General features: G+C 50.4%; 24 protein-coding genes, 1 riboswitch and 1 other annotated feature (1 of these 26 only partly in view). Of the genes, 16 read left to right on the plus strand and 8 right to left on the minus strand.

What is annotated here, in order from left to right; genetic code table 11:
- The first annotated feature begins 2 nt into the window (after positions 1–2).
- Positions 3–1,004 (plus strand): FecCD family ABC transporter permease, encoded by a 1,002-nt coding sequence (locus C7R56_RS02145; protein WP_107994946.1) that lies wholly within the window; start codon positions 3–5, stop codon positions 1,002–1,004.
- A gap of 28 nt (positions 1,005–1,032) precedes the next feature.
- Entirely contained in the window at positions 1,033–2,004 is a 972-nt protein-coding gene (locus C7R56_RS02150; protein ID WP_107994947.1) for a FecCD family ABC transporter permease, read from the plus strand.
- Positions 2,005–2,225: 221 nt separating this feature from the next.
- Here the strand turns inward: C7R56_RS02150 and C7R56_RS02155 are convergent, their stop codons facing one another.
- From C7R56_RS02155 to C7R56_RS02165, 3 genes are read right to left on the minus strand one after another with little or no spacing between them, the layout of a single operon-like run.
- The gene (locus C7R56_RS02155) at positions 2,226–2,990 is read right to left on the minus strand and encodes an ABC transporter permease (protein WP_107994948.1); all 765 of its coding nucleotides are present in this window, start codon (positions 2,988–2,990) and stop codon (positions 2,226–2,228) included.
- A complete protein-coding gene (locus C7R56_RS02160) occupies positions 2,987–3,904 on the minus strand; it encodes an ABC transporter ATP-binding protein (RefSeq protein WP_107994949.1) in 918 nt (305 codons plus the stop codon). The genes C7R56_RS02155 and C7R56_RS02160 overlap by 4 nt, the downstream gene beginning before the upstream one ends.
- Complete coding sequence (locus C7R56_RS02165; protein ID WP_107994950.1) at positions 3,904–4,107, minus strand: PLDc N-terminal domain-containing protein; 204 nt, start codon at positions 4,105–4,107, stop codon at positions 3,904–3,906. The genes C7R56_RS02160 and C7R56_RS02165 overlap by 1 nt, the downstream gene beginning before the upstream one ends.
- A 266-nt stretch (positions 4,108–4,373) precedes the next feature.
- Between C7R56_RS02165 and C7R56_RS02170 the strand changes: the two genes are divergently transcribed.
- The 3 genes from C7R56_RS02170 to C7R56_RS02180 are packed head-to-tail and all read left to right on the plus strand — an operon-like array spanning position 4,374 to position 7,387.
- Entirely contained in the window at positions 4,374–5,294 is a 921-nt protein-coding gene (locus tag C7R56_RS02170; protein ID WP_107994951.1) for an alpha/beta hydrolase, read from the plus strand.
- 45 nt (positions 5,295–5,339) lie between these two features.
- Positions 5,340–6,725 (plus strand): alcohol acetyltransferase, encoded by a 1,386-nt coding sequence (locus tag C7R56_RS02175; protein ID WP_234402545.1) that lies wholly within the window; start codon positions 5,340–5,342, stop codon positions 6,723–6,725.
- Positions 6,722–7,387 carry a DUF6320 domain-containing protein gene (locus C7R56_RS02180; RefSeq protein ID WP_107994952.1) on the plus strand — a complete coding sequence of 222 codons (666 nt, stop codon included), beginning with the start codon at positions 6,722–6,724 and terminating at the stop codon, positions 7,385–7,387. The genes C7R56_RS02175 and C7R56_RS02180 overlap by 4 nt, the downstream gene beginning before the upstream one ends.
- 146 nt (positions 7,388–7,533) lie before the next feature.
- Here the strand turns inward: C7R56_RS02180 and C7R56_RS02185 are convergent, their stop codons facing one another.
- A complete protein-coding gene (locus C7R56_RS02185; protein WP_107994953.1) occupies positions 7,534–8,175 on the minus strand; it encodes a fasciclin domain-containing protein in 642 nt (213 codons plus the stop codon).
- A 127-nt stretch (positions 8,176–8,302) separates the two neighbouring features.
- Between C7R56_RS02185 and srtB the strand changes: the two genes are divergently transcribed.
- Positions 8,303–9,043, plus strand: a complete 741-nt coding sequence (gene srtB / locus C7R56_RS02190) for a class B sortase (protein ID WP_159072126.1) — start codon at positions 8,303–8,305, stop codon at positions 9,041–9,043.
- Between the two features lie 111 nt (positions 9,044–9,154).
- Here srtB and C7R56_RS02195 read toward each other — a convergent pair whose 3' ends face one another.
- Entirely contained in the window at positions 9,155–9,496 is a 342-nt protein-coding gene (locus C7R56_RS02195; protein WP_107994955.1) for a YjgN family protein, read from the minus strand.
- Positions 9,497–9,663: 167 nt separating this feature from the next.
- Here C7R56_RS02195 and C7R56_RS02200 point away from each other — a divergent pair, with 167 nt between their 5' ends.
- Positions 9,664–10,428 carry an SDR family NAD(P)-dependent oxidoreductase gene (locus C7R56_RS02200; protein ID WP_107994956.1) on the plus strand — a complete coding sequence of 255 codons (765 nt, stop codon included), beginning with the start codon at positions 9,664–9,666 and terminating at the stop codon, positions 10,426–10,428.
- 264 nt (positions 10,429–10,692) lie between these two features.
- On the opposite strand, the gene dapA is transcribed toward C7R56_RS02200, so the two are convergent.
- The gene (gene dapA, locus C7R56_RS02210) at positions 10,693–11,580 is read right to left on the minus strand and encodes a 4-hydroxy-tetrahydrodipicolinate synthase (RefSeq protein ID WP_107994958.1); all 888 of its coding nucleotides are present in this window, start codon (positions 11,578–11,580) and stop codon (positions 10,693–10,695) included.
- Between the two features lie 140 nt (positions 11,581–11,720).
- A riboswitch (Lysine riboswitch) is annotated at positions 11,721–11,867 on the minus strand.
- A 486-nt stretch (positions 11,868–12,353) separates the two neighbouring features.
- On the opposite strand from dapA, the gene C7R56_RS02215 reads away from it, so the two are divergent.
- From C7R56_RS02215 to helD, 4 genes are all read left to right on the plus strand, one after another.
- The gene (locus tag C7R56_RS02215; protein ID WP_107994959.1) at positions 12,354–12,737 is read left to right on the plus strand and encodes a VOC family protein; all 384 of its coding nucleotides are present in this window, start codon (positions 12,354–12,356) and stop codon (positions 12,735–12,737) included.
- A 38-nt stretch (positions 12,738–12,775) separates the two neighbouring features.
- A complete protein-coding gene (locus C7R56_RS02220) occupies positions 12,776–13,438 on the plus strand; it encodes a DUF1345 domain-containing protein (RefSeq protein WP_234402546.1) in 663 nt (220 codons plus the stop codon).
- 41 nt (positions 13,439–13,479) lie between these two features.
- Entirely contained in the window at positions 13,480–14,844 is a 1,365-nt protein-coding gene (locus C7R56_RS02225) for an MBL fold metallo-hydrolase (protein WP_107994960.1), read from the plus strand.
- A 225-nt stretch (positions 14,845–15,069) separates the two neighbouring features.
- Positions 15,070–17,313: an RNA polymerase recycling motor HelD gene (gene helD / locus C7R56_RS02230; RefSeq protein ID WP_234402547.1), complete on the plus strand. Its 2,244-nt coding sequence runs from the start codon at positions 15,070–15,072 to the stop codon at positions 17,311–17,313.
- Between the two features lie 80 nt (positions 17,314–17,393).
- Here the strand turns inward: helD and C7R56_RS02235 are convergent, their stop codons facing one another.
- Entirely contained in the window at positions 17,394–18,827 is a 1,434-nt protein-coding gene (locus C7R56_RS02235) for a bifunctional metallophosphatase/5'-nucleotidase (RefSeq protein ID WP_107994962.1), read from the minus strand.
- Positions 18,828–19,060: 233 nt separating this feature from the next.
- Between C7R56_RS02235 and C7R56_RS02240 the strand changes: the two genes are divergently transcribed.
- Complete coding sequence (locus C7R56_RS02240; protein ID WP_107994963.1) at positions 19,061–19,957, plus strand: AEC family transporter; 897 nt, start codon at positions 19,061–19,063, stop codon at positions 19,955–19,957.
- 88 nt (positions 19,958–20,045) lie between these two features.
- On the opposite strand, the gene C7R56_RS02245 is transcribed toward C7R56_RS02240, so the two are convergent.
- The gene (locus C7R56_RS02245; RefSeq protein WP_107994964.1) at positions 20,046–20,543 is read right to left on the minus strand and encodes an ECF transporter S component; all 498 of its coding nucleotides are present in this window, start codon (positions 20,541–20,543) and stop codon (positions 20,046–20,048) included.
- A 170-nt stretch (positions 20,544–20,713) separates the two neighbouring features.
- Here C7R56_RS02245 and C7R56_RS02250 point away from each other — a divergent pair, with 170 nt between their 5' ends.
- The 4 genes from C7R56_RS02250 to C7R56_RS02270 all read left to right on the plus strand — a co-directional run bounded on the left by C7R56_RS02250 (position 20,714) and on the right by C7R56_RS02270 (position 24,957).
- Positions 20,714–21,577 (plus strand): pyridoxamine kinase, encoded by an 864-nt coding sequence (locus C7R56_RS02250; RefSeq protein WP_107994965.1) that lies wholly within the window; start codon positions 20,714–20,716, stop codon positions 21,575–21,577.
- A gap of 41 nt (positions 21,578–21,618) precedes the next feature.
- Complete coding sequence (locus C7R56_RS02255; RefSeq protein WP_107994966.1) at positions 21,619–22,536, plus strand: ketopantoate reductase family protein; 918 nt, start codon at positions 21,619–21,621, stop codon at positions 22,534–22,536.
- A gap of 395 nt (positions 22,537–22,931) precedes the next feature.
- Positions 22,932–24,740 carry an oligoendopeptidase F gene (pepF, locus tag C7R56_RS02265; RefSeq protein ID WP_107994968.1) on the plus strand — a complete coding sequence of 603 codons (1,809 nt, stop codon included), beginning with the start codon at positions 22,932–22,934 and terminating at the stop codon, positions 24,738–24,740.
- Between the two features lie 13 nt (positions 24,741–24,753).
- Entirely contained in the window at positions 24,754–24,957 is a 204-nt protein-coding gene (locus C7R56_RS02270) for a YwbE family protein (protein WP_086626980.1), read from the plus strand.
- A gap of 141 nt (positions 24,958–25,098) precedes the next feature.
- Positions 25,099–25,292 (plus strand) — a binding site (T-box leader); it runs 37 nt beyond the window's last position.

The following is a 25,292-nucleotide window of genomic DNA, read 5'->3' on the forward strand; positions in this document are numbered from 1 at the left end:
CAGTGACTAAACGGAAACGAAATGCCTTCGGAATCCATCTGGCGGTCACGGTCTTGTTGCTGATTGCGGCAGCGGTGCTGGCGCTTTACACAGGAGCGGCCGATACGGATTGGTCTGACCTGATTGAGGCGCTCATCGGGGAAGGCGGCGGAGAGTATTATCTTGTTCTGCGGGGCATCCGTTTCCCGCGCATTCTGGGTGCCTTCTTCGTGGGCAGTTCCTTGGCTGTAGCCGGAGCGATCATGCAGGCGCTGACGCGGAATCCGTTGGCCGATCCTGGACTTTTGGGACTGACTTCCGGAGCGAACATCGCGGTGGCCTTGGTCTATGCATTGGCTCCGCAGAGTTCTTACCTGCTCGTTTCCATCGCCTGTTTCGTGGGGGCGGGTTTGGCGATGCTGTTCGTTTACGGCCTCAGCACTGCGACCAGGAGCGGACAGTCGCCCTTGAACCTGATCCTGATCGGGGCGGCTGTCTCGTTCTTTTTCCAGGCCATCGCGGACGGGATCGCGATTTGGTTCCGCATCTCCAAGGACGTTTCGATGTGGACATCCGGTGGCCTGATGGGTGTCGATTGGAATATTTTGAGCATCACCCCGGTCATCGGACTGGCTTTGGTTTTGAGTCTAGTGTTCAGCGGGCAGTTGACTGTGCTGAGTTTGGGCGAGGAAACCGCGATCAGCATGGGGCAACGGACCAATCTGATCCGGACCATCCTGATTCTGTTGATCACCTTGCTTGCAGGCAGCGCGGTCGCCATCGCAGGCAATCTGGCCCTGATTGGCCTGATGATTCCGCATGTCGTGCGCAAACTGGTCGGGCAGGATTACCGCAAGATCATCCCGTTGTGCATCACGGTCGGCGGGACTTTCATGATCCTGGCTGACTACATCGGCCGCACGGTCGTCAGTCCTTTCGAAATCCCCGTGGTGGCGATCGTTTCCGTGATCGGCGTGCCTTTCTACGTGACCATCGCCAGAAAAGGGGGGATCAAAGCTGTTTAATGAATGGAATCCGACTTATCGGAAAAAATTGTGGCTATTCGTCTTTTTATTCGTGGCGGCTTTCATCGCGGCCTTGTCCATGGGTTATGCCTCGCTTCCGTTGGACCGCATCCTACAGGTGCTGTCCGGGAACGGGGCTTTTAGGGAAAACTACGTCTTTTACCAGATCCGCTTGCCCCGGGCTTTGATATTGGCGATGGCCGGCGCCTGCCTGGCTAGTGCGGGCATCATACTGCAGACCTTGAGCAACAACGACCTAGCCGATTCGGGTCTCCTGGGCATCAATTCCGGTGCCGGTCTCGGCGTGACGATCTTCTATCTGTTCGCAGGCGACAGCATACTGAAGTTTTCGGCGGCATTGCCGCTTATCGCCTTCATCAGCGCGCTGGTGGCCGCCTCCGCTGTTTATCTGCTCAGTTACAGCCGCAGCCATAAGCAGCATGCGATGCAATTGGTGGTCATCGGAGCGGGAATCTCCTCGGCCTTTTCGGGGTTGATCATCCTGCTGATGTCCTCCTCCGACCGGACCGACGTCAGCTTCATCACGGCTTGGATGTCGGGAAACATCTGGGGTTCGACCTGGCCGTTCGTGTTGACGATCCTGCCCGGGTGGCTGTTGGCAATGGGGATCCTCTTCCTGAAGGCCCCGACACTGAACATTTTGGCTCTGGGGGAGGAGACCGCTGCTGCATTGGGTTTGAAGCTCCGGAATGAAAAACTGCTCCTGCTGCTCTGCGCGGTCGCCATCGCTTCAGCGGCCATCTCTTTGACCGGCAACATCGGCTTCATCGGTCTGATGTCACCGCATATCGCCAGAAAACTGGTCGGCAAACGGCATGAACGCTACAGTTGGATTGCGCTGCTGATCGGCAGCATCATCCTGTTGAGCGCCGATGCGATCGGCCGCAAGGTGATGGATACCGCTTTTCCGACCGGCATCGTCGTTTCGCTGATCGGGGCGCCTTATTTCCTCTATTTGTTGTTAGGGCGGATGCGCTGAGGCTCGGTGCTGCTGTAGCTGCCGGACCGAACAATTGCTCTCCTCCTGCCAAGCGGTCGCCGCGGGAGCAGACGGTCTGGATCCGGCGGCACCTCCCGGGAAGGCTCTCTTGACCGGAGCTGAAGAAAAATAGCAAAAATCGATATTACCGAAAACTTCAAAAAACGCGCCATCAGCCGGGAAGGAGAACTCTTTCCCGGCTGATGGCGCGTTTTTTGAGGTCATAATGCAGTTTTGTTGAATATTCTTACAGCCGCGACAAGAGCTGTAGCGATCATCAGTCCCGTCGTCAGCAGCGGATTCCAAAGTTCCTCCAGCAGCAGTGTCCCCTGTAGCATATCCATGTTACGCGAAGCCAGCACCAACGGATTCCACTCAGTCGCTTCCGGGAACAGGTTCCACAAAAACAGCACCATCAGGAACGCACCGGTCAACAGCAACGGCCCGTAGGCATTTTTGAACAAGACAGCTCCGAGCAGCAGGATGGCAATCAACAGCACTCCGAACAGATAGAGACTGATGACGGACAGGACCAAGTTTTCGGTCGTGCCTTCAGGGAAGTAGTAAAGCGTATACCCCAAAGTGATGAAAAAGCAGAGCCAATAGCTGATTGTCCAAAGCAGCAAGGCGCCTGTGAATTTTGAAAAAAGAATGGTCCGGCGCGGCAGGCCTTTCGTGATCATATTGATGAGCGTGCCTTTTTCGTATTCTTTTGCCATCATACCACTCAATAAGATGACGATGATGAACAGGCCAATCTGGGTGCCGTTCTTGAAGAATTGGGTCCAGGAATCGAGGTTCGTCGGTTCCGCAATCAGGATCGTGATCCCTTCCGGCATGAAATTCCCCAACAAATCGGGCATAAATTTGGCTGTCAACGGATTCATGATGCCCAACAGCGCAAACAAGGTAATCGCCAGGAACAACTTGAAGTTGCGGGTATATTCGGTCAGTTCTTTTTTTGTGAAGGCAAGATACGCTCTCATCGGACCACCTCCAGGAAGATATCTTCCAGTTTGGGTTCGGCAGTTTCCAAACGGAGCGGTACCAACCCAGTTTCGCCCAGAATCTGGATGATCTGTGCCATGGTCTGTTCAGGGTCAGCGGATTGGATGCTAATGGAATGGCCTTTTGCACCCACCGAGGTGTTCAACAACGTGACCCGCGTATCGGCCTGGAACACAGCAGCATCCGTCGGCGTCCGGAAGGTGACCGTACAGGAATGTCTGGCGTGCGTGTTTTTCAGTTCCGAGACCGATCCGCTCAGGACGATTTTTCCTCCGTCAAGGATGCCCACCCAATCACAGATGGCTTCCACATCGGTCAGGACATGCGTTGAAAAGAGCACGGTTGTCTTCTCCTTCACTTTCAGAAGGATATCCAGGATTTCCTTGCGGCCGATTGGATCCAAGGCGGAAGTCGGTTCGTCGCAGATCAGTAGTCGCGGTTCGTTCAGCAAAGCCTGAGCGATGCCCAGCCGCTGCTTCATGCCGCGGGAAAACGTTCCGATGCGCTTTTTCACATCGGCCAACCCAACCAGCTCCAGGAGCTCTTCGGATTTGGTTTGGATGAGCGCGGCAGGCATGCCGGTGATTTCGCCGCACAGCTGCAGATATTCCTTTGCGATCATGAAACCGTAGAATTCGGGGACATCCGGCAGATAGCCGATGAAGCGGTTCGTCCGGGTATCGCCGTAATGCACTTTTTCGCCGCAGACGCTGATTTCGCCAAAGTCCGCCTGCAGCAAGCCCAAAACGATCTTCATTGTCGTCGTCTTTCCGGAGCCATTTTTGCCGATGAAACCATAAATTGAGCCTTCAGGGACGGAGAAGGACAATCCATCGAGTACGCCTTGGTTCCCAAAGGATTTCCCCAATCCGGCGATTGTGAGGATATCCATCACTCATCGCCCCTTCCAATCAGAAAATACAGGACCGGACCGACGATGTTCAGGAATATGATGATGAAGATCCAAAGATTTTTGCTGCCTATTTTTACTTGGGGATGCTTGTTCAGGTGGAGCAGGGCCGTGATCAACAGTATGATCTGGATCACGACCAAAGGGATCAGGATGGGTAAGTATGGCTGCAAATCAGCTATCATAAAAGCTCGCCTTCTTTCTTTTTTACACCTATTTTCTCATATCTTCATCTTACTTGTCCGATTGGTTTTCCATAACCCTAAACCTCCTGTTCGTTATATAACAAGTATAACACTGGTAGCGGAATTTGCAAGTCGGATGAGAGGCAAGACCCATCACGCAAGGAGGACTCGCAAAGGTTCACGTCTATATGGGACTGGTGCTGTCCTGTGCTATAATGAAGCAAAGATACCAGAACAGCCAACGCTGTCAGAGGAAGGACAGAAGGATGAATCCATTTTTTAAATTGATGCTTAAGTTGATGTCGTCACCAAAAATCAACATGCAGGAAGACTACGCCCGTGTCCGCAAAGTGCAGCAGATACTGGCTCCCAAGCCAAAAAAGGGCTATATCATCATGGACCACAAAATATATTCGGAAGACCGTTCCCATGACATTCCCGTGCGCGTCTTCCATCCGAGAGAGCGCCTGTATAAAGAACCGCTGCTGTTTTTCCATGGCGGCGGGTGGGTCATCGGTGACATCGAAACCTACACGAATGCCTGCATCCATATGGCGGATTTGACCGGCAGGACGGTCTATTCCGTCGATTATCGTTTGGCTCCGGAGCATCCGTATCCAGCCGGCCTCTATGATTGTTACCGGGTGGCGGAAGTATTGCTGAAGCATCTGGAAATGAGCGGCTTATCGGATGAAAAAGATTTGATTCTGATCGGCGATTCGGCGGGCGGAAACTTGGCTGCAGCCGTGTCTTTGCTGCTCCGCGATAGAGGCCAAGCGATTCCAATCAAACAGATTTTGCTGTATCCAGTCACTTATTGGGATCATTCGGAAGCATCTCCGTTTGAATCGATCCGCACGAATGGTCATGATTACGGCCTGACTGCAAAAAAAATGGAAGAATACATGGCGTTGTACCAACCCGATACCCAGCTGCGCAAGAATGGCTACGTTGCGCCTTTGATGGCGGAAGACCTGTCGAATCAACCGGAAACGTTGGTGATCACGGCCGAATTCGATCCATTGCGGGATGAAGGCGAAGCATACGCGGAAGCATTGCGGAATGCCGGCAACAAGGTACAAGCCCATCGCGTGAATGGCATCGTCCATGGCTTCATAACCTATCCGAAGACAGCTGAATCGGTTGTCGAAGCTTACGAAGTAATCAATGCGTTTCTGAATGCATAAGCCGAACGGGCTGTTCAATAGAATGATCGGAAAGGGGGAAAAGTAGTGAACCGAAAAAAGTGGGTACGTTTGGACAATGCCTCCAATATATTTTTGGCGGCCATGACGAGCAGCGATACGAAGGTCTTCCGTATGAGTGCGGAATTGACGGATGCGGTGGATCCGCACTTGCTGCAGCAGGCGCTTGATGAAGTCTACGAGAATTATGTGCTGTACCACAGTGTGCTCAGGCGTGGATTTTTCTGGTATTATCTGGAAGAAAGCGACCTGAAGCCGAAAGTGACGGCCGACGTGTTGCCGCCTTGTGCGCAGATCTATCATTTTGACCGGAGAGAACTCTTATTCCGGGTCTTTTATAATCAAAACCGGATTCACTTGGAACTCTTCCATGCCCTGTCCGATGGCACCGGTGCGTTATGGTTTTTCGAGGATCTGCTGAAGGCGTACATCATGCTGCGTCATCCCGAAGCGTTTGAAGGCCTTGATGCCGCCGCGCACGATCGTTTGAACCACCAACTGGAAGACAGTTTCGCGCATTATTTCCGCAAGGACAAGAAACAGAACTTTACGGATGCGGCTCAATCCGCCATCCGCTCCGTCGCGAAAGTCAGTCAATTGACAGGGAAAAGCCATACGCAAAAGAGTGCCTTGCCTGAGGAAAATAAACAAAAGCGCAAACGCCGCGTGCACCAGTTCCGCGGTAAAAAGACGCCGGACAATCGGCCGCACGTCATCGAATTGGAGATGCCGGTCAAGGATGTGCTTGCCTTGGCTCGGGAGCAACAGACTTCTTTGACCTTGTATCTGACCGCTGTGTACATGCTGGCCGTGCGCAAGGCCGGTCCCGATTTTCAACCCGGATCGGCTATGGCGGTTTCTGTTCCGGTAAACTTGCGCCAGTTTTTCCCTTCCAATTCTGCCAGGAATTTTTTCAGCACGACCCGCCTGATCTATACTACAGAAGAGAATGGAGAAGGGGATGACATTGCCGCAATCGGTCGCACGCTGAAAGAGCAGTTCCAGCAGCAGATTACGCCGGAAAGTCTGGAGGAAAAGTTGCGGACGTTGATCGCCTTCGAATACAGCCCCTTCACGCGGATGGTTTTTCGGCCGATCAAAGACTTCATTCTGAAGCTGGTCAATTACATCAGCAACCGGAATTTGACGATTGCGATCTCGAATTTGGGCAAGGTCACCTTTCCTGATCCGATCGACGGCTACATCGAAAAAATGTATTTCCATACTTCGGCCGTCCGTCCGCAATTTTGCGCCATCAGCCATGGGGAACATCTGACGGTCAGTTTCACTTCCCCCTTTGTCGAATCATCGGTCGAGGAGCAGTTTGTCAGGATTTTGACCGACGCGGGCGTGGCCGTAACCGTCGCAGCGAACAAGGTTTCGAGTGAAGATTTGGAAGGTGAGTTATCATGAGACACTGCAACCATTGCAACGCGACCATCAAGGGAGAGTGGGAACAATGCCCTTTGTGCCAAACGACCTTGAGTCAGGCCACCGATCCGATGCTGCCGGATCCCTATCCGAAGATTCCGTTACGGTTCAACAAGGAAATCGTCACGAAATACTTGACCTTGATTTCCTTTGTGCTAATCATCGCCTTTCTGCTGATCGAACTGATCTGGATCGGAAGGATGGAGAATGTGCAACTCGCCCTCTTCGGGATCTTGAGCATGTGGCTTTCCGTTTTGATCCTGATCCGGAAACGACGGAACATCGCAAAGGGCATCGTTTATCTGATCGTCTCCCTGTCGCTCCTATGCATTTATTTGGATTATCTATCTGGGTGGAGCGGCTGGTCCACCACCTATGCTGTGCCGATCATCTGCAGTTTTGCGATCGTATCCTTATACATTGCGGTGCGCCTTGTCAAATTGAGTGTCAGAGACTACGTGTTGTATCTTTTGACGGCTGCCATGCTGGGGCTGCTACCGGCGCTATTCCTGACCTTGGATTGGGTCACGACGTCTTTGCCTTCAAGCCTGTCGGTGATGATGAGCGCAGTCACCTTGGTCATCATCCTGCTCTATCATGGTGGAGAGATATGGCGCGAGTTGGAGAAACGGATGCATGTTTAAACCGGGGTATCTCAAAAATTTCGAAGGCAGTCAAAAAATTAGAAACCCGAAATAGCTGTATCTGGCTAAACAAAAAAGCTTTGAGAAATTTAAATTCTCAAAGCTTTTTATTTGTTTAATCGTTCAAAAGCATATGAAGTAAAACCTTAAACTGCTTTCTTCTTGAAGACAACGAGAAGGAGCAGGGTGCCTGTAACCAGGATGGAAACAAGGAGAAGGTTATTCCCTTCAACGCCTGTCTGAGCCACTTGGTCCGCCTCTAAGTCTGCTGCTTCCAACTTGAAGTTTGAAGGTACCATGACTGTATCGATGACATGGATGACCCCGTTGGTGGCTTCAATGTCGGTAGAGGTAATGTTGGATTTATTGACCATCGGCGCATCTGAAAGATCGAAAGTAAGATTTTCTCCGTTGAGGGTGTCTGCTTTCATTCCATCCGAGAGATCAGCCGCCAACACTTTCCCAGAAACGACATGGTAAGTAAGGACTTTCGCCAAGTCCGGCTGTGCAAGGAGCTCTTCCGCGGTAATGTCCAACTCGGCCAGCAACTTTTCAAAAGCGGCATTGGTAGGAGCGAACACTGTAAAAGGACCATCCCCTTGGAGATCATCCACAAGTTCTGCTTTTTGGAGTGCCGAAACAAGGATACTGAAATCTTCATTCCCGAGTGCAATGCCTACAATATCGTCGGAAGGTTCGCCGGTTGCAGCGGAAGCCAGAGGGGCGATAGTGAATGAGAGAAAAAGTAATGTAGCAAGTGAAAGTAAGCGGCGTATTAATTTTTTCATTTTACCCTACTCCTTTCAATAATGGAAAATCTTTTGTAATCTCTACTACAGGGTTTATAATAGCATCATGATGTAAGCGTTGTCAATTATGGGGATTCTTGTGGGAAAAAGAGGGGAGGAAGAATTCATGCGAAAAAATATATGGGTGCTGATCCTCTCCAGGGTACTCTTTCTGCAGATTATCCACTATGGAGTTCAAGAAATAGAGCAAAGAAAGGACGTGGTGGTACCCGAAAAGGCTTCTTCCACGGACTTCCGTTCGGAAACCATCTCTGCAGCGGATGTAGCGGTTCCTTTGGAAGAACTAACTTTTACTATTAATCCATCCACGAAATATTATCAGATTAATCCGGATTATGTAGGCTGGCTTTCTGTTAATGGCACCGTTATTGATTACCCGGTCGTCCGGGGGCAGGATAATGAAACGTATCTCACTCAGAATTTCTATCGGGCACCGGATATTTTCGGAGCCATTTTCATGGATTATCGGAATATCGGCATGGGAGTAGACAGGCATACTATCATTTATGGCCACTATACCCAGAATGGCCAGATGTTTGGGGAATTGGATAAATTCCTGAACGAAGATTTCCTGAAAGAGAATTTGGAGTTTACATTCGCTGATGCCTATGCGGAAAGACGTTACAGGATTTTTTCCGTCCATGTGGCTCCAGCTGATACACTTTTTCTGGATATTGATTTTGAGGGGAATGAGTACACTGAATTTCTGACCATGCTCAAGGACCTTTCCGTTTTTCCATCAGAAATCGAGGTGACAGAGGGAGATAACATTCTCACATTGATGACGTGTAACGATTCTGCAGAAAATGGCCGGCTCTTTATTCATGCTGTTGAAGTAACAGAATAGCAACAGCAAATGCTCAGCCGCACATCCCTCAATAGTCGACTTCAAAAAGCGCTGAAGTATCCCGGTGACAGAATGCCGAGGTACTTCAGCGCTTTTTGAACGGATAGATTTTCATTCGGTTCCGTAATATTCATCCCAATAACCGTATACATATGTGTTTTTTATGCGCCACTGCTGGAAGCGGATCGGCACGACAAAAGAATACAGTCCCAAAGTCAGGATCGAAAAAAGGGTCCATTTCAGCAAGGAAAGCCATAGATCAATAGTCTTCCCGACAAAATGCAACTGGTGTCCTTCTATGTAAGTATGCTTGGCGACCCATCTTTCCCGGTAACAAAAAGCCCAAGGCGCAGCCAGCCCGAAAGTGAAAAAGCCCGCGAGACCGCAGATGAGAAGAATGCCGAAATATTCCAATAGCGTTCCTGTGAAATAAGAATCATTATGATGGCGCAAAATATCACTCCTTTATATTTGCTTAATGATATAATACGATATAAATTTGGAATCCATCTATAAATATACTGATATCATTTGGCAAATGCACCTAAGGATTGCCCTTGAAGCGCAAATGCGATACGCTAAAGGCATCAATCATTTTAAGGAAACGCGAGGGACAGATAATGACAAACAAAATAGCGCTCATCACAGGCGCGAGTGCGGGCATAGGCAAAGAGTTCGCCAAAAAGCTCAGCGAACAAGGATACGATCTGATTCTGGTTGCGAGGCGTGAGGATCGGCTTGTTGAGCTCAGCAAACAATTGACGACCAAAAGCCAAATCATCACAGCGGACTTGGCGAAGACAGAGGAATGCTATCGTCTGTATGAAGAAACGAAGGACAAAAACATTTCCATGCTGATCAACTGTGCCGGTTTCGGTGATTTCGGCGCATTCACGACGACCAGTCTCGACAAGGAGCTGGAGATGATCGACGTCAACATCAAGGCGGTCCATATCTTGACCAAGAAATTTCTGCCGGATATGATCGCAAGGAATGAAGGTTACATCCTGAATGTGGCTTCGGTTGCCGGACTGATGCCGGCGGGGCCTTACATGGCTACCTATTATGCGACAAAAGCCTACGTCACGAGCTTCACTTCCGCGATTGCTGAGGAGTTGGAAGAGAAGAAGAGCAACGTTTATGTCGGTTCGCTGTGCCCGGGACCGGTCGATACGGAGTTCAACAAAGTGGCGGATGTGAAATTCAATCTGAAGGGCATCACTTCTGAATACTGCGTCAAGTATGCGTTGGACAAGATGTATAAGCGCAAGAAAATCATCGTTCCGACGATGTTACTGAAGGGCGCGCTCTTCTCGTCGAAATTGGCGCCACGCAACTTGGTTGTGCGCCTGACGAGCAGGCAGCAAAAGAAAAAACAAGGCTGATGAATGCGGGGGCCAGCTGTCGCAAGCGGTGCTGGCCAGAAAAACTGATCCAAAATCGCCGTTCTTTTCCGGCGAGGGTCAAGGAAGGAAAAGCCATGAAGTTGAGAGAATTCTATGTGAAACGAGCCATCGGTTTTGTCATCGTTATGCTTCTTGTACTGATTATTTTGTTGCTCAACAAGTATATGCTGCATCTTTTCTGAAAAATATAAAAACCGCCACCGAAAATTAAATAATTTCCGGTGGCGGTTTTTGGCACTGTTTCTAGATCAATCCAACTTTTTTCATGGCTGCGGCCAAACGGTCAATGACCGCTTGATCGGCATCCGTCAACGGTAAGCGCAACGGTCCGACATTGAAGCCCAGCAGTTGCATTCCGGCTTTTACAGGAATCGGATTCGGCTCCACGAACAGGCAGTCGATCAGTTCTTTGTACTCGGCTTGCATCGCGGCAGCTTTCTTGATGTCGCCATCCAGGAAGGCATGCGTCATTTCCGATGTAGCTTTCGGTGCGATATTGGCAAGGACAGAGATGACGCCTTTTGCGCCCAAACTCATCAATGGGATGATGGTGTCATCATTTCCAGAGTAGATGTCCAGACGATCGCCCAAAAGACTCAAATTGTCCACAGCCTGGCTGAAGTTGCCGGTGGCGTCCTTCAATGAAACGATGTTCTCGATTTTGGCAAGCTCCACAAGAGATTCAGGGGTAATGTTCTGGCCGGTGCGGCCCGGCACATTGTAAAGGACAATCGGAATTTTCACGCTGTTGGCGATGGCTTTGTAATGTTCAATCAAGCCTTTTTGCGATGTTTTGTTGTAATAAGGGGTGACGCTGAGGATCGCATCCACACCCGTTGCCTCTACCGCGCGCGTCAATCCGACTCCGTGGCGCGTGTCATTGCTCCCGGCACCGCCGATGACAGGGATACGGCCGTTGACTTTTTCGACAGTGAAACGAATGAGATGAAGTTGTTCTTCATCCGTAAGCGTGGAAGCTTCCCCGGTTGTGCCCGCGATGATGATCGAATCGGTGCCGTTCGCGATATGGAACTCGATCAGCTCTTCCAATACCTTGTAGTTGATTTCTTGGTTCTCCGTGTCTTTAAACGGCGTAACAATCGCAACGCCTGATCCTTCAAAAATAGCCATGCTTATCTTCCTCCTGAATTTTGTTTTTTATTTATGAATAGACAAAAAACGACTATGAGCAAATGGTCTCATAGTCGTTCAAAACAGGCTGCTTAAGCTGAAGCGTTGCATCCGTATAGTGAATTCCACCAATTTGCCCCAACGTGAGAAGCTCACCGGACAAAGCTGGGCGGCTTTGTCCGACAGTGCCAGATTTATTCAACCTTGGCCCCAATACAGAGTATTTCGGCAGCAACACCTTTCAGGGAATCCCTTACTGATTGTTAACCGCGACCTCTTCATCACATCGAATCGTATTTTGTTACTTCCACACTATCAAATACAAATCAGTCTGTCAATCATATTCTGAGTGGATGCTTAGAAATTCCTTTGAAAAAGATGGCAAAAAAGACACATACGTTTAAGGGAGGCAAGGCCGCAGCGGGCAGGCGGCCGAAAACCACAATGACCTCCGGTGAAGGCAAGCCCCGCCGGAGAAGGGAATCGTAAGCGAGTTGTCCTCCGGCCGGGTCAGTCTCTCCGGAGGACAGCAATAAAACGGAACAGCATCTCCGGCGAGGACCGCCTGGCCGGAGATGACGAACCCATACCGTTCCCGTAAACATCCGGATGCTTCAAGGAACGCATATGCGCCGGCAATGTGATAAAATCAAATTGAGGAAACGCTTTTAAGGCAAGTCCAGAAAGGGATTCCGGAATGTTTTTTTGCAGGCCATCCGCGCAGAGATTATCTCCAGCGCACCGGCGAGGATGATGAGAGGACGTGAATAGCGATGAAGATTGAACATGTTGCAGTGTGGGTGGACGATTTGGAGCTGATGCGCGATTTTTATGTTCGTTTTTTTGATGGAAAGGCCAATAAATTATACCGGAATCCTGAAAAAGACTTCCAATCTTATTTTATTACTTTCCGTGAAGGCGGGGCCCGTTTGGAGCTTATGAAAAGGATGGATGTCAATGAACGCTATCCCCTTGATATGCTAGGCTGGGCGCATCTGGCCATTTCTGTCGGCAACAAACAGAACGTCGATTATTTCACGGACAGGCTCATCAAAGCGGGGTACACATGCAAAAGCCAGCCGCGCATCACAGGAGATGGCTACTATGAAAGCATGTTCCTCGACCCGGAAAAAAACGTCATCGAAATCACCATCTGAAAGAACAGTTAGATCTAAAAAGCAGGGAGCGGACAGCCATGAAGAAAAGAATCCATCTAATTTCCAATCAAACGAAAGCGGGAAGGGATATGCGCAAAAAGAGAACGCGCTTCCTGATTGCTGGATTGATCGGGACAAGTATCGGTATTTGCGGTGGATTCTTATTGCGTTGGGAATTGGCCCCTTTGATCGGTTGGGATAGTGCCGCAATCATTTTGTTGTATTTGCTGTGGAAGGATTTTCATCCGCATGATGGGACGGAAACGGAGCGGATTGCGCAAGAAGAGGACATCCAATATTCGACAATCGATTTTTTTGTCCTGATGGCATGTCTGATCAGCATCGGGGCCGTCGCTTTGATGTTGACGACTCATGTACGCAGCTTCGGGACGATCGGATTTGGTCTGTTCAGCATCGTGCTCTCCTGGACGACGGTGCACAGCCTCTATATGCTGCGGTACGCGGAACTCTATTACCGTGATGTGAACGGCGGCGTCATCTTCGAGGGTACCGAAAAGCCTAATTTTTGGGACTTTGCTTATCTGGCGTTCACGATCGGGATGACTTACCAAGTCTCCGACACGACCTTCACAACGCCGGAATTCCGGAAGGCCGCGCTGGGCCATGCATTATTATCCTTCGTTTTCGGGACAGCCATCATCGCCACGACCATCAATTTTGTCGCAAGCCTGAGCAGATGAATCATATTGAAGTTTCGGCAGGATAAAGGAGGAGTTCATGCATGTTTTTTAAATCATTTTTCGATCCGCAAGTAGCGCAATTTTCCTATCTGGTGGGTTGCCAAAAAACCGGAGAAGCCATCATAATCGATCCATTGCGCAAGCTGGATGATTATATCTTGGCAGCCGAAGACGAAGGGCTGGTCATCACAGCGGCAACGGAAACGCATATCCATGCCGATTATGCATCCGGCCTGCGGGAAACCGGGAGGCGTTTAGGCGCCAAACTGTACGTCTCGGACATGGGCGGGGATGACTGGCGTTACCAGGATCTGCCGGAAGGAAGCGTGCTGCTGCAGGATGGGGACATCATTTCCCTAGGCAAGGTCAAACTTGATGTGCTGCACACACCTGGGCATACGCCGGAGAGTGTGTCCTTTCTGCTAACGGACATCGGCGGGGGTTCAGACATTCCGATGGGGCTGTTTACCGGCGATTTTATCTTTGTGGGTGACGTCGGCCGGCCGGACTTGCTGGAAGAGGCTGCGCATATGCAAGGCACCACCGAAATCGGAGCAAAACAGATGTTCCATTCTCTGAAGAAAATAGCTGACTATCCGGACCACCTGCAGATCTGGCCCGGACACGGTGCCGGCAGCGCCTGCGGGAAGTCGCTGGGCGCCGTACCGATGACCACTTTGGGCTACGAGAAAGACAACAACTGGGCTTTCCAGCATGACGAGGAAGCGAGTTTCATCGAAGCCCTGACGGATGACCAGCCTGAGCCGCCGAGCTATTTTGCCCAGATGAAGAAGATCAATAAATTGGATAGCGGTGCCTACGTCCCTTATCCGGTCTTCCCGCTTCAGCAGGCCGGTCCAAATGACAGGCTGATCGATCTGCGCGCGAAAGAAATGTATCAAGCCGGACACATCGAAAGAACGCTCAATATTCCGCTGAACAAAAAGTTTTTGAGTTACGCCGGTTGGTTCCTGGACTATGGAGGACAAGTGACGTTCATCGGAACCAAAAAAGACGCTGAGACGGCTACCCGTAAGCTACAGCTGATCGGGTTCGACCAAGTCAGAGGCTATCTGGATGCCGGCCAGATCAAGGACGAGAAGATGACCGAAACAATCACAGCAGCCGCATTCATCGCCTTGCGCCAAGAAAAAGATCTGCAGATATTGGACGTGCGTTCCGAAAGCGAGTGGGATAAAGGGCACTTGTCGGATGCCAAGCGTGTGCTCCTCGGCAAGCTTTTGGAGGAGCCGTTGTCGTTCAAACGGGATGAACCTCTTTACGTTCATTGTCAATCAGGAGTCCGTTCCGCCGTCGCCATCGGTGCGCTGGAGGATAGGGGATTCAAAAAGATTGTCAATATCCTAGGAGGATACACTGCGATTGAAAAAATCCTCAATGAATAGACACAAATGCACCAAAAACTGCAAAACGCAATCCCAACAACAAACTGAGCCGGAAGAAAGAGCTGCAACAGGCTTTTCCTTCCGGCTCTTTTTTGATTTGGAACGATTTAATAAAGGTACAAGGAATAGCCAGAATCCCTGTACGATGGTATACTACTAATTGTCGCATTTAGTGAAGTAGACCGAATAGTCCAAGAGTTTTCTTAAGAGAGAGGTGTCATTTGGTTGCATAAAGATTTAATGAAAGAACAGGAACGTGTCCATCGCGTTATTGAAGTCATCAACAACGAAAGAACGCGATTGGCCGAGCAAGTAGAAGAAAAAAGTGAAAAACAAAGACAGCAATTAAAGGAATCCAAAGAAATCAAAATCAGCCAAGGTTCTTCAGAGAGCGTCTGGGAATCGTCGGCTGAACTGCGGGCTTTCGAGCAGGAGCTGATGATCCGCAACAACGAATTGCAGAACAGCAACGAGCGTGTCGCTGTATTGGAAAAAATGCAGGATGAGCCTTACTTCGGCCGTATCGATTATCACGATGATTTCGGCAATGAAACAATCTACATCGGAATCGGATCCTTGTTCGAGAAAGATGAGAACCTGATCGTCGACTGGCGTTCGCCGATTGCATCGCTTTATTATGAAGGCAGCAAAGGCGAAAAAGTGAAGCTGATGATAGCCGATCAACCGATGTCCTACGGGGTTGACCTGAAAAGGCAATTTTTGATCAGACAGGCGGAAATCATCCGCATGATGGACACGGACAATGTCATGGGCGATCCGTATTTGCTGGAAGTGTTGGAAGGACCTTCATCCTATCAGATGGGCACGGTCGTATCCACCTTGCAAAAAGAGCAGAACCAAATCGTCAGGGAAACCAAAGCGGCTGTCACGCTGATAGAAGGGGTTGCCGGATCAGGAAAAACGGTTGTCCTGATGCAGAAAATCGCCTATCTGTTGTATGCTTTCCGAGACCAATTGAAGTCGGAAGAAGTCGTCCTGTTTTCCCCAAACAAAATATTCCAGGAATACGTCTCCCAAGTGTTGCCTGCATTGGGCGAACTGAACGTTGGCAACACGACCTTCAGCGAGTTCATGGAGCGGAAAGTGACCGGATTTTCTTTGCGCGTCGATCAAGAGGACAGCTTAGCCAAGGTTACGGTGCTGAAGGGCAGCTTGGTATTTTATGAGGCGTTACAGAAATACGGAATGATCCTGAAGAAACGCTATCTGAAATTCTCTGATATCCGTTTCCGTGATGATATCATCCTTTCGGAGAAGGAAATCGAGTCAGCCTTCTATAGCATCGACAGCCAAGGGTCATTGGCCAGCAAGTTGGATATTCTCAAAAGACACTTGTTGCAGCGCGTCGAGCGAATCCAACAGTCGCAAAAAGGCAAGCCTTGGGTCGAAAAAGAAATGATCGCCATGTCTGACCTGGACCTTTACCGTTATGAGAAAGAGACCCACAACCAAAAAGCGATGGAAGAGGCCATGACGGCGGATATCCTGGAGGACGCTTTCGAACCGATCGTCGCGAGGATTGAAGCGTTGGCCTTTATCCGCTATAAGAATCAATACATCCATTTCCTGCGGGCCGTTCCTAAATTGCTTTCATTGGATGCTTTCGGCTTGGATGAGGATGAATGGCGCACCCACATCGCAGTGGTTGCGGAACATATGGCAGAGAAGAGTGTGTTGCTGGAAGATCTGGATGCCTACTACAGTCTGCGTTTGTTGCTGAAGGGGCCATCCAGCGACATGAAATACCAATACATCTGTCTGGATGAGGTGCAGGATTTTTCACCATTCCAACTGCAGATGCTGCAGCATGCATACCCGAGCGCGCGCTTCATTCTGAGCGGCGACTTGAATCAGAATATCCTGAACAGACGCCTTTCCTTTGATGATCTCCGGACCATCTTTTCCGAAAGCACGTTCCGTTCGTACCGTCTGCTGACCAGCTACCGATCGACGAATGAAATCGTCCGCTTCTCGGAAAGCTTCATCGAAGGCGAAAAACCGGAAGGGACCTATATCCGTTCCGGCAAGAAACCGGAAGTGCTGCTGACCGACGATGGCGGGCTCGATATGGGCTACATCAAACAGAAGGTGGATGCGAGCGTCGCTGCCGGCATGCGCGTGGCTTTCATCAGCCGCAATGCGGAAGACGCGGAACGCATCAGCCAGGAACTGTCGGCTGCCGGCATCGACTTCAAACTCGTGCAGCAGGATACCGACAACAGCCATCATCCGGTATTGATCATGCCGGCCCGTTTGGCTAAAGGTCTGGAATTCGATGTCGTTTTTGCGATTTGCCACTATCCGGCAAAAGCTGCCCAAAATGAAATGCAGATCCTCTACACAATCTGCACCCGGGCGATGCACGAGCTTTATCTGACTGTTTCCGATAAGGAAGCCGGACTGATGGAACGCGTTGATCCGGATTATTATGACGTAAGAAAAATGTGAAACCTTAATAGCCCCGGCAGAAGCTGCAGTCCATAAGCAGATTCCGTCGGGGCTGTTTTATTTTTCATTGTGTTGGCGGATCAGACAATCTGATAGGTTCCGCGCAGTTCCTTTTCGTAAGGACCCATCTCGGCCAGATAATCCATCATCGCTTCAACCGCGTGCTTCTCCAGATTTTTGTGTTCTTTTCCGAATTTCTTCGGAACGCCCTGGTTGGTCACATAACTGACTGTGTATTCTTTATCCGGGATGACTTCTTCGCCGGCGATGAAAAGTTTTTGGACTCGGGTTCCTTTCGGATTCTCCAGTTTCAGATAAGCATGCAAGCCCATCGCGCGCTTTAGGTAGCCGCCCATCTGATCAAAGGGGTCTGCTGCGTAGGTGCTCTCGAGATTTTCTTCCAGCAGAGCCACTATTTCCGAACCGGTCAGGATAGCGGTGGAAATCGGCGGATTCATCGGGATGATCTGATACAATTCCCTCAAGGTTACAGGGCCTTTCAGGATCGGAACACCATAGCGCCAGCCGTTGGAGAAGGCCAGATCGGTTTTCGTGTGGAAAAGGATCGCATCCAAGAGGAAGTTGTCCATCGTCGTCTCAATGCTCCAGCCGCGGTGCAGCACTTTTTTAGTTTCACCAACTTGGCGACCCATTTTTTCGCGGTAAGGGGCTAAAGCTTCATCAATCGAAGCTTTCATGGCGGCATCTTCCGGGATGTTCTCCGTGACCGGAATGAGTTGATGTTCGATTTTTTGGATCACGCCGTCCTCAACGGTCAATTCGAGCGCGCCAAGGAAAGAGCCATGCGAGCCAGACTGGATGACTGCCGTTTCACCTACTGTGACGATGTGTTCCTGACGATTATGGGTGTGGCCACTCAGACAGATCGCCACACCTTCGACTTCGCTCATCAATTTCAGGTCCTGCGGGAAACCAAGATGGGACAGGACGATGATCAGATTGACCCCTTTTTCCTTCAGTTCCGCCACATAGCCGGGCAACTCCTCGCGCCCCAAAGTGAAAGAGAGTCCTTCGCTGAAATGGGGTGGCATCGTTTTGTCGATGATGTTGCAGGCGATACCGATCACACCAATCGAAATTTCCCCTACGGACAGGATTTTGTAAGGCTCGAATGCCAACTTGCCGCTTTCTTTTTCGTAGGCATTGATTGCGAGAATCGGATAATCCAACTGCTGGCCTATTTTTTTCAGATTGGCCGGCCCGAAGCCAGTGTCCCAGTGGAATGTCATGGCATCAAAACCGACTTCGTTCAGCACCGGCAGCATGTGCCAGCCCTTCGAATCAATCGCTTCGTATGTTCCGTGGATCGTGTCGCCGTTATCGAAAACGAGTGTTGGATTTTTGCTGCGGAAATCTTTGATAAGGCTTTGGAGACGAGCGTAGCCGCCAGCTTTACGGAACGCCAATTTTTCCTTTTCATAGAACAGTTCGTTGTGCAACTCCAAGTAGCTGTGTGTGTCGTTGATCTGAAGGATCGTCAATTTTTCCTGCATAGGGATCCACCTTTCTGGATGAAATGTGACAGTAGCATTCGTTATATTGTTGTTTCCATTCTAACACTCTGTGCGGAGGATACCGATTGATATGCCCTGGGACGAAGCGGTCGAATCGTGAAACTGAATCGAAAACGCAATTTCAGCGCAGAACTGTGTTAGACTTTGGATATATAAATGGATGGGACAGGGGAGGCGTTCGGGTTTTGGATGTAAGGGTTGTATTTGGTAGGATGATCATGCTGGTGTTGATCATGTTTGTGGGCTATCTCGCGACAGTCATGAAGGTTTTCGACAAGCACGCGAACGCCAATTTTGCGGCATTGATCACCTATGTTACGGTGCCGGCGCTTGTCATCGCATCGGTGGAAGGTGCAGGTGAGGTGGGTACGAAATCGGACACGCTCTTCGTCTTGTTGACGGCGACGCTGATGTATCTTTTCACGGTCGGATTAGCCAAGTTCAGTCCGAAACTCTTCCGCGCGGATAAAGAAACGGAAGGAATCATCGAGTTCCTGACCATCTTCACGAACAACGGCTTCATGGGGCTGCCGGTCGTTCAGGCCATTTTCGGCACAGGCGCGCTTTTTTATGCCTCGCTGTACGGCATTCCCAACAACCTGTTGATCTATTCTTTGGGTGTCTTCCTGATTGCCAAAGGCTCGAAAAAATCACGGGCGAGCTGGAAAGCAATCCTGCTGAATCCCGGCAACCTCGCTTCGCTGTTTGCGGTTTTCGTTTTCCTGTTCGACATCAAATTGCCGGCGTTGGTGATGGACACTGCCACCAGCATCGGTAATATCACGTCCCCATTGGCGATGATCATCATCGGCGCGTCATTGGCCGACATCGATATCCTTGGCGCCTTTAAAGAATGGAAAATCTATCTGTTTGCTTTCTATCGTATGATCGTGATTCCGTTGTTCCTTTGGTGGGCCACGAAGGGTATCCTGACGAACCCGACTATGCTGGGGATCCTCGTCATCATCTCGGCCATGCCCGGCCCGGCGATGGCTGTGGCGCTGTCGATGCAGTACGGAGGCAATACGGCCTTCTCAACGCGCTACGTCTTCATATCGACGCTGCTATCGGTATTCACGATCCCGCTGTTGGCTGCACTGCTTTTTTGAGCGGCATACATGCAGAAAGAACGCCCACTCCGCACGGTTCGCGGAATGGGCGTTCTTTCTGGTTTTGGATAATCGTTGCGCGCAGTCGTTATTTGAATTTCTTCGTGATGTAAGGGTTCAACCAGCGGTACAAGAGGGTGGACAAGAAGGCTCCGACGAGACCTTGCGCGATGTTCAACGGGAATGAAGCGATCGCGGCACCGAAGCCGAAAAGGATTGTGTCCCCGATGGCGTATCCGATCGCCATCCACACACCGGCAATCCCCGTGGCAAGCCATGGCTTTTTGTGATTCATTTTCTGGAACAACCAGCCGGCAAAGAATCCTTCCAAACCTTTTACGACAAAAGTGATCGGCGCATAGAAGGCATAACCGGCGAACAGGTCGGCCAACATGCTGCCGAGTGAGCCGACGAAGAAGCCTGCGCTGCCTCCGAAGGATAGACCGGCCAACAGGAGCACCATGTCTCCCAAATTAACGTAACCGTAAGGTATCGGGATGCGGAACAATAAGGTCATGACGACAGTAAGCGCCATAAATAAGGCCAAAACAACCAATCTATAAGTACTGTTTTTTTCAGTTTTCATGCAATTCGCCTCCAAGCATTATTTTTAATTATAGTCCTTATGCAAAAGTTTGCACTCTTTTTCTCATCGTTTTCACAATTATTTCCAAAATGATGGAAAATTGAGAAAATCCAATGAAAAGATGATAGAATGGGAATAATTGAGTTTCTAAAGTAAAGGGGTGCAAGCATTTGAGTCAACCGAGAGTACTGCTTATCCAAGATATTTCCGCCAGTTGCCGTATTTCTATGAACGTGGCGGTTCCTGTAGTGAGCTGCCTGGACAATTGGGTGAGCATCCTGCCGACTGCACTGTTGTCCACCCATACGGGTAAAGAATTTGAAGGCTATACCTTTTTGGATCTGACCCAGGAAATGGGCGGCATCCTGCAGCATTGGCAATCATTGGGCATCAAATTCGACGGCATCCTGATCGGCTATCTGGGTTCGCACCAGCAGATCGACATCGTGCGGGGGATCATCCATACGTTTGCGGCCGAAGATGCCCACATCGTTCTCGATCCGGCGATGGGCGATCAAGGCGTGCTCTATCCGGGTTTCACGTTGGAATATGTGGATGAAATGGCGGCGCTCTGCAATGAAGCGACGGTAATCACGCCGAACGTGACGGAAGCCTGCTTTTTGACCAAACGCCCCATGTTGAAGAAGCCTTACAAGGAAGCCGAGGTTGCGGAATTATTGGCTGATTTGCGGGTGTTGAATCCGAAGAGCGTCGTGCTGACGGGCGTTTCCTTGGAACCGGAAAAGATTGGTGCTGTCTGCGTCAGCCAAGACGAACCTGAAGCGCAGTATGCCTTCGCGAAATATTTTCCCGGCCATTATGACGGCGCGGGAGACTTGTTCACAAGTGTCGTTGGCGGTTTGCTTTTCCAGAACCTGTCGCTGACCGTGGCCACCGAAACTGCCGTTCGATACAACAGCATGGTGATTGAGCGTACGCTGAAAAGCGGACGCGAACTGCACTATGGCGTCCAATTCGAGACAGATCTGCCATATCTGATCGAACAGCTGCGCAAATACAAACCGGCTGAATAGAAGAAATTATGCAAGAATCTTTCGGAAAGAGGCGTGAACAAATGAAGATAGAAACTGTAGCCATCATCGGATTGGGTGCCCTGGGGATTCTTTACGGGCACCATTTCACAAAGGCCGTCGGAAAGGACCGCGTGCGCATCGTCGTCAACAAACAACGGATGGCGCGCTACCAGGAACAAGGCTTTACTTTCAACGGCGAGGCCTGCGATTTCCAATATGTCGACGAAACGGTTGCCAGCCTGGCGCCGGCGGATCTGGTCATTTTGGCCGTAAAAGGAACCCAGTTGGATGAAGCAATCGAAACCGCCCGCCACCAGGTCGGACCGGATACGACAATCATTTCGGTCCTGAACGGCATCTCCAGCGAGGAAGTCATCGGCGCGGCTTTCGGCGGTGAGAAGATCGTCCACTGCGTAGCCCAAGGGATGGACGCTCTCCGCACCGGCAACGATGTGAAGTCTGTCCATATCGGCGAACTGCGGATCGGCCTCGACGCTCCCGAAAAACAGGCGCGTTTGGATGCGGTGGCAGCTTTCTTCGAAGAAACCGCCTTGCCGCACGTGGTCGAAGCGGATATCCTGCACCGCATGTGGGCGAAATTTATGCTGAATGTCGGCGTGAACCAAGTGCTGATGGTGAAGGAAGGCACTTTCCGCGACATCCACGAAGCAGGACCAACCCGCGATCTGATGATTGCTGCCATGCGCGAAGTCCTGCCGATTGCCCAGAAGGAAGGCGTCAACCTGACCGAAACCGATCTGGAAAATGATTTGGCGATCATCGACGGACTTACGCCGTTGGGGATGCCATCGATGCGCCAGGACGGCATTGCGAAACGGCCTTCAGAAGTAGAGTTGTTTTCCGGCACCATACTGAAGAAAGCGAAAAAATACGGACTGCCTGCCCCGACGAACCAGTACCTCTACGACCAGGTCCAAGCCATCGAAGCAACTTACTGAGAGAACAGATTACCGGCCTTCGCGGGCGAAGGCATCAAGCCCTCGCATGCGGGGGCTTTAACGTTGTTGCTGAAGGTTCACGCAGCGCCGAATGATTTTTGGCGAGCCCAACTCCGGCGGGGCACTCCTCGCCGGAGCTAAGGCGAGCGCAAAGCCTTCACCTCCGACGAGCCCACGCTCGGCGGAGGACAGCCTGCGATTTCGCGCCCAGCTCCGGCCAACATTCGCTCACAGGAGCAGAGTAGATTACCGGAACCCCAACTCCGATAAGAAGGGCGCTCATCGGAGGAAAGCCGAGGCCAAGCTCGACACCTGACGCCGGCAGCATTTTTTTGTTATAATGGAAGCATTCATTTAACATTCGTCAAACACCACGAATAAAAGGAGCCACAACAATGACACAAGAACAACTGAAAAATCGCGCGGACGTCCCTGCGGCATTGACTTGGGATGTGACCGCCCTCTATAAAACACGAGCGGACTTCGAGGCCGCTTTAGCAGGACTGAAGCAGGCGACCGCAACCTTTAGCGTGACATACGAAGGCAAACTAACGGATGCCAAAACAATCCTTGCGGCAATCAAGGAATATGAAAAGCTCATCGAAACCGCAACCTTGGCGGATCACTATGCGATGATGCCGGAAGCGACCGACCTGACCGATCCGGACAATGTCGAGTTGTCCCGCCAAACAGCGAATGCGATGGCGGACATCAGCGCCCAACTGACCTTTTTTGAATCGGAACTGATCGGCTGCAACGCAGCTGTCCTTGATCAGGTCGTTTCGGAAGAAGCGCGGTTTGCTTCCTACATCCGCCACATCAAGAAAAACAAAAATATCCAGCTGGCGCCTGAAGTCGAAAAGGCATTGGCCCAGTTGGCTCCGACTCTGGATGCGCCGAGCGCCATCTATGAACAGGCCCGCCTTGGCGATATGGACTTCGGTACCTTCACGGTCGACGGGAAGGAATATCCGCTGAGCTTCGTGCTCTACGAAGATTACTACATGTACCATGACGACACGGAAATCCGTCGGGCGGCTTTCGACAAATTCTCGGCTGTCCTCAGCGATTATGAAAACGTGGTCGCAACTGCCTACTATATCCAGCTGCAGAAGGAAAAGACGATGGCGACGATGCGCGGTTTCGATTCCGTGATCGACTATCTGCTTTACGGGCAGGAAGTGACGCGCGATCTGTATGACCGCCAGATTGACACGATCATGAACGACCTAGCGCCGGTCATGCAGAAATACATCACCCATCTGAAGCAAATACGCGGACTGGACAAAATGACTTATGCCGACTTGAAGATCGCTCTGGATCCGGAATATTCTCCGCAGGTTTCGATTAATGAGTCGCAGGTGATGGTTCAGGATGCCATAGCGGTTTTGGGTCAGGATTATACCGACCGCATCATGCGGGCTTATCCGGAGCGTTGGATCGATTTCGCTCAGAACATCGGCAAATCAACCGGCGGATTCTGCACGAGCCCGTACGGAACGCACCCTTACATCCTGATGTCATGGGCGAATCAACTTTCGGACGTGTATACGCTGATCCATGAATTGGGCCATGCCGGGCAGATGATTCTGTCGAACGAAAACAACAGCATCCTTGGTTCGGAGCCATCGTTGTACCTGATCGAAGGCCCATCCACATTCAATGAACTGCTGTTGACGGAGTCATTGGCGCGCAAGAGTACGGATGCGCGCATGCAGCGCTTCGCTTTGACGAAGATGCTTTCCGACACCTATTTCCACAATTTCGTCACGCACTTGCTGGAAGCAGCCTATCAAAGGGAAGTCTACAACTTGATCGACGTAGGCAAGAGTTTCGATGCCGGAAAATTGAGCGAAATCAAACGGAACGTGCTGGAACGATTCTGGGGGGATGCTGTGGAAATCAACAACGGAGCGGAGCTGACATGGATGCGCCAGATCCATTACTACATGGGGCTGTATTCCTACACCTATTCGGCTGGCTTGACGATCGCGACGCAAGCCTTTCTTCGCGTCAAAACGGAGGGTGAACCGGCTGTCGGAAAATGGTTGGAATTCCTGGCGCTAGGGGACCAATTGGAAGCCGCGGAAGCCGCTGCCTTGGCCGGCGTAGACATCAAAACGGATCAGGCGCTGCAGGACACAATCCACTATTTGGACGAAGCGGTCGATCAAATCATCACACTAAGCAAAGAGCTTGCTTGAGAAAGAGGAATTTATGGACGGAAAACTCCGAAAAAACATCAAAATCGGCGCTTTGGTCGATATCGTCTTGAAGAAAGACCAACGCACCGGGAAATTGACGAGAGGGCATGTGAAACGCTTGTTGACCAACAGCCCCAATCATCCGCACGGCATCAAAGTCATGCTGGTTGAAGGCGATCAAGTCGGACGCGTGCAACAGATCGTGGACGAGGCATAAATTGGAACGAAAAATGAGAAAAAGATCGAGTGATCGCTACTTTTCTCAGAAAAAGGAATCATATGAAAATCCGATGATAGTTTTTTTGTTGACAGTTCTTTTCAAATCTTATATTATGATTTCATACCACAACTGAATATAACAAAGTCAGTGATGAAGAGAGTAGATCTGAATATTTTCTCCAGCGAGCCGGGACAGAGTGGAAGCCCAGCAGTAAAATATCAGATTGAAGCGCACTTCGGATGACGAAAAGGTGAACGTTCAGTAGCCTTTTACGCAATTTATGCGTTAATTTAATCGAGGTGGATTTGTTGTTTCACAGCAGATCAACTAGA

The organism is Trichococcus paludicola (assembly GCF_003052295.1).
In the GTDB taxonomy this organism is placed as follows: Bacteria; Bacillota; Bacilli; order Lactobacillales; family Aerococcaceae; genus Trichococcus; species Trichococcus paludicola.

What these genes read in the sequence shown, in the direction of transcription:
- C7R56_RS02185 (WP_107994953.1), bottom strand. Translation starts at nt 8,175, where the DNA reads ATGAAAAAATTAATACGCCGCTTACTTTCACTTGCTACATTACTTTTT.
- C7R56_RS02235 (WP_107994962.1), bottom strand. Translation starts at nt 18,827, where the DNA reads ATGCAGGAAAAATTGACGATCCTTCAGATCAACGACACACACAGCTAC.
- C7R56_RS02160 (WP_107994949.1), bottom strand. Translation starts at nt 3,904, where the DNA reads ATGGATATCCTCACAATCGCCGGATTGGGGAAATCCTTTGGGAACCAA.
- C7R56_RS02270 (WP_086626980.1), top strand. Translation starts at nt 24,754, where the DNA reads ATGGACGGAAAACTCCGAAAAAACATCAAAATCGGCGCTTTGGTCGAT.
- C7R56_RS02155 (WP_107994948.1), bottom strand. Translation starts at nt 2,990, where the DNA reads ATGAGAGCGTATCTTGCCTTCACAAAAAAAGAACTGACCGAATATACC.
- srtB (WP_159072126.1), top strand. Translation starts at nt 8,303, where the DNA reads ATGCGAAAAAATATATGGGTGCTGATCCTCTCCAGGGTACTCTTTCTG.
- C7R56_RS02255 (WP_107994966.1), top strand. Translation starts at nt 21,619, where the DNA reads ATGAAGATAGAAACTGTAGCCATCATCGGATTGGGTGCCCTGGGGATT.
- C7R56_RS02240 (WP_107994963.1), top strand. Translation starts at nt 19,061, where the DNA reads ATGATCATGCTGGTGTTGATCATGTTTGTGGGCTATCTCGCGACAGTC.
- C7R56_RS02245 (WP_107994964.1), bottom strand. Translation starts at nt 20,543, where the DNA reads ATGAAAACTGAAAAAAACAGTACTTATAGATTGGTTGTTTTGGCCTTA.
- C7R56_RS02180 (WP_107994952.1), top strand. Translation starts at nt 6,722, where the DNA reads ATGAGACACTGCAACCATTGCAACGCGACCATCAAGGGAGAGTGGGAA.
- C7R56_RS02225 (WP_107994960.1), top strand. Translation starts at nt 13,480, where the DNA reads ATGTTTTTTAAATCATTTTTCGATCCGCAAGTAGCGCAATTTTCCTAT.
- pepF (WP_107994968.1), top strand. Translation starts at nt 22,932, where the DNA reads ATGACACAAGAACAACTGAAAAATCGCGCGGACGTCCCTGCGGCATTG.
- dapA (WP_107994958.1), bottom strand. Translation starts at nt 11,580, where the DNA reads ATGGCTATTTTTGAAGGATCAGGCGTTGCGATTGTTACGCCGTTTAAA.
- C7R56_RS02220 (WP_234402546.1), top strand. Translation starts at nt 12,776, where the DNA reads ATGAAGAAAAGAATCCATCTAATTTCCAATCAAACGAAAGCGGGAAGG.
- C7R56_RS02215 (WP_107994959.1), top strand. Translation starts at nt 12,354, where the DNA reads ATGAAGATTGAACATGTTGCAGTGTGGGTGGACGATTTGGAGCTGATG.
- C7R56_RS02170 (WP_107994951.1), top strand. Translation starts at nt 4,374, where the DNA reads ATGAATCCATTTTTTAAATTGATGCTTAAGTTGATGTCGTCACCAAAA.
- C7R56_RS02200 (WP_107994956.1), top strand. Translation starts at nt 9,664, where the DNA reads ATGACAAACAAAATAGCGCTCATCACAGGCGCGAGTGCGGGCATAGGC.
- C7R56_RS02165 (WP_107994950.1), bottom strand. Translation starts at nt 4,107, where the DNA reads ATGATAGCTGATTTGCAGCCATACTTACCCATCCTGATCCCTTTGGTC.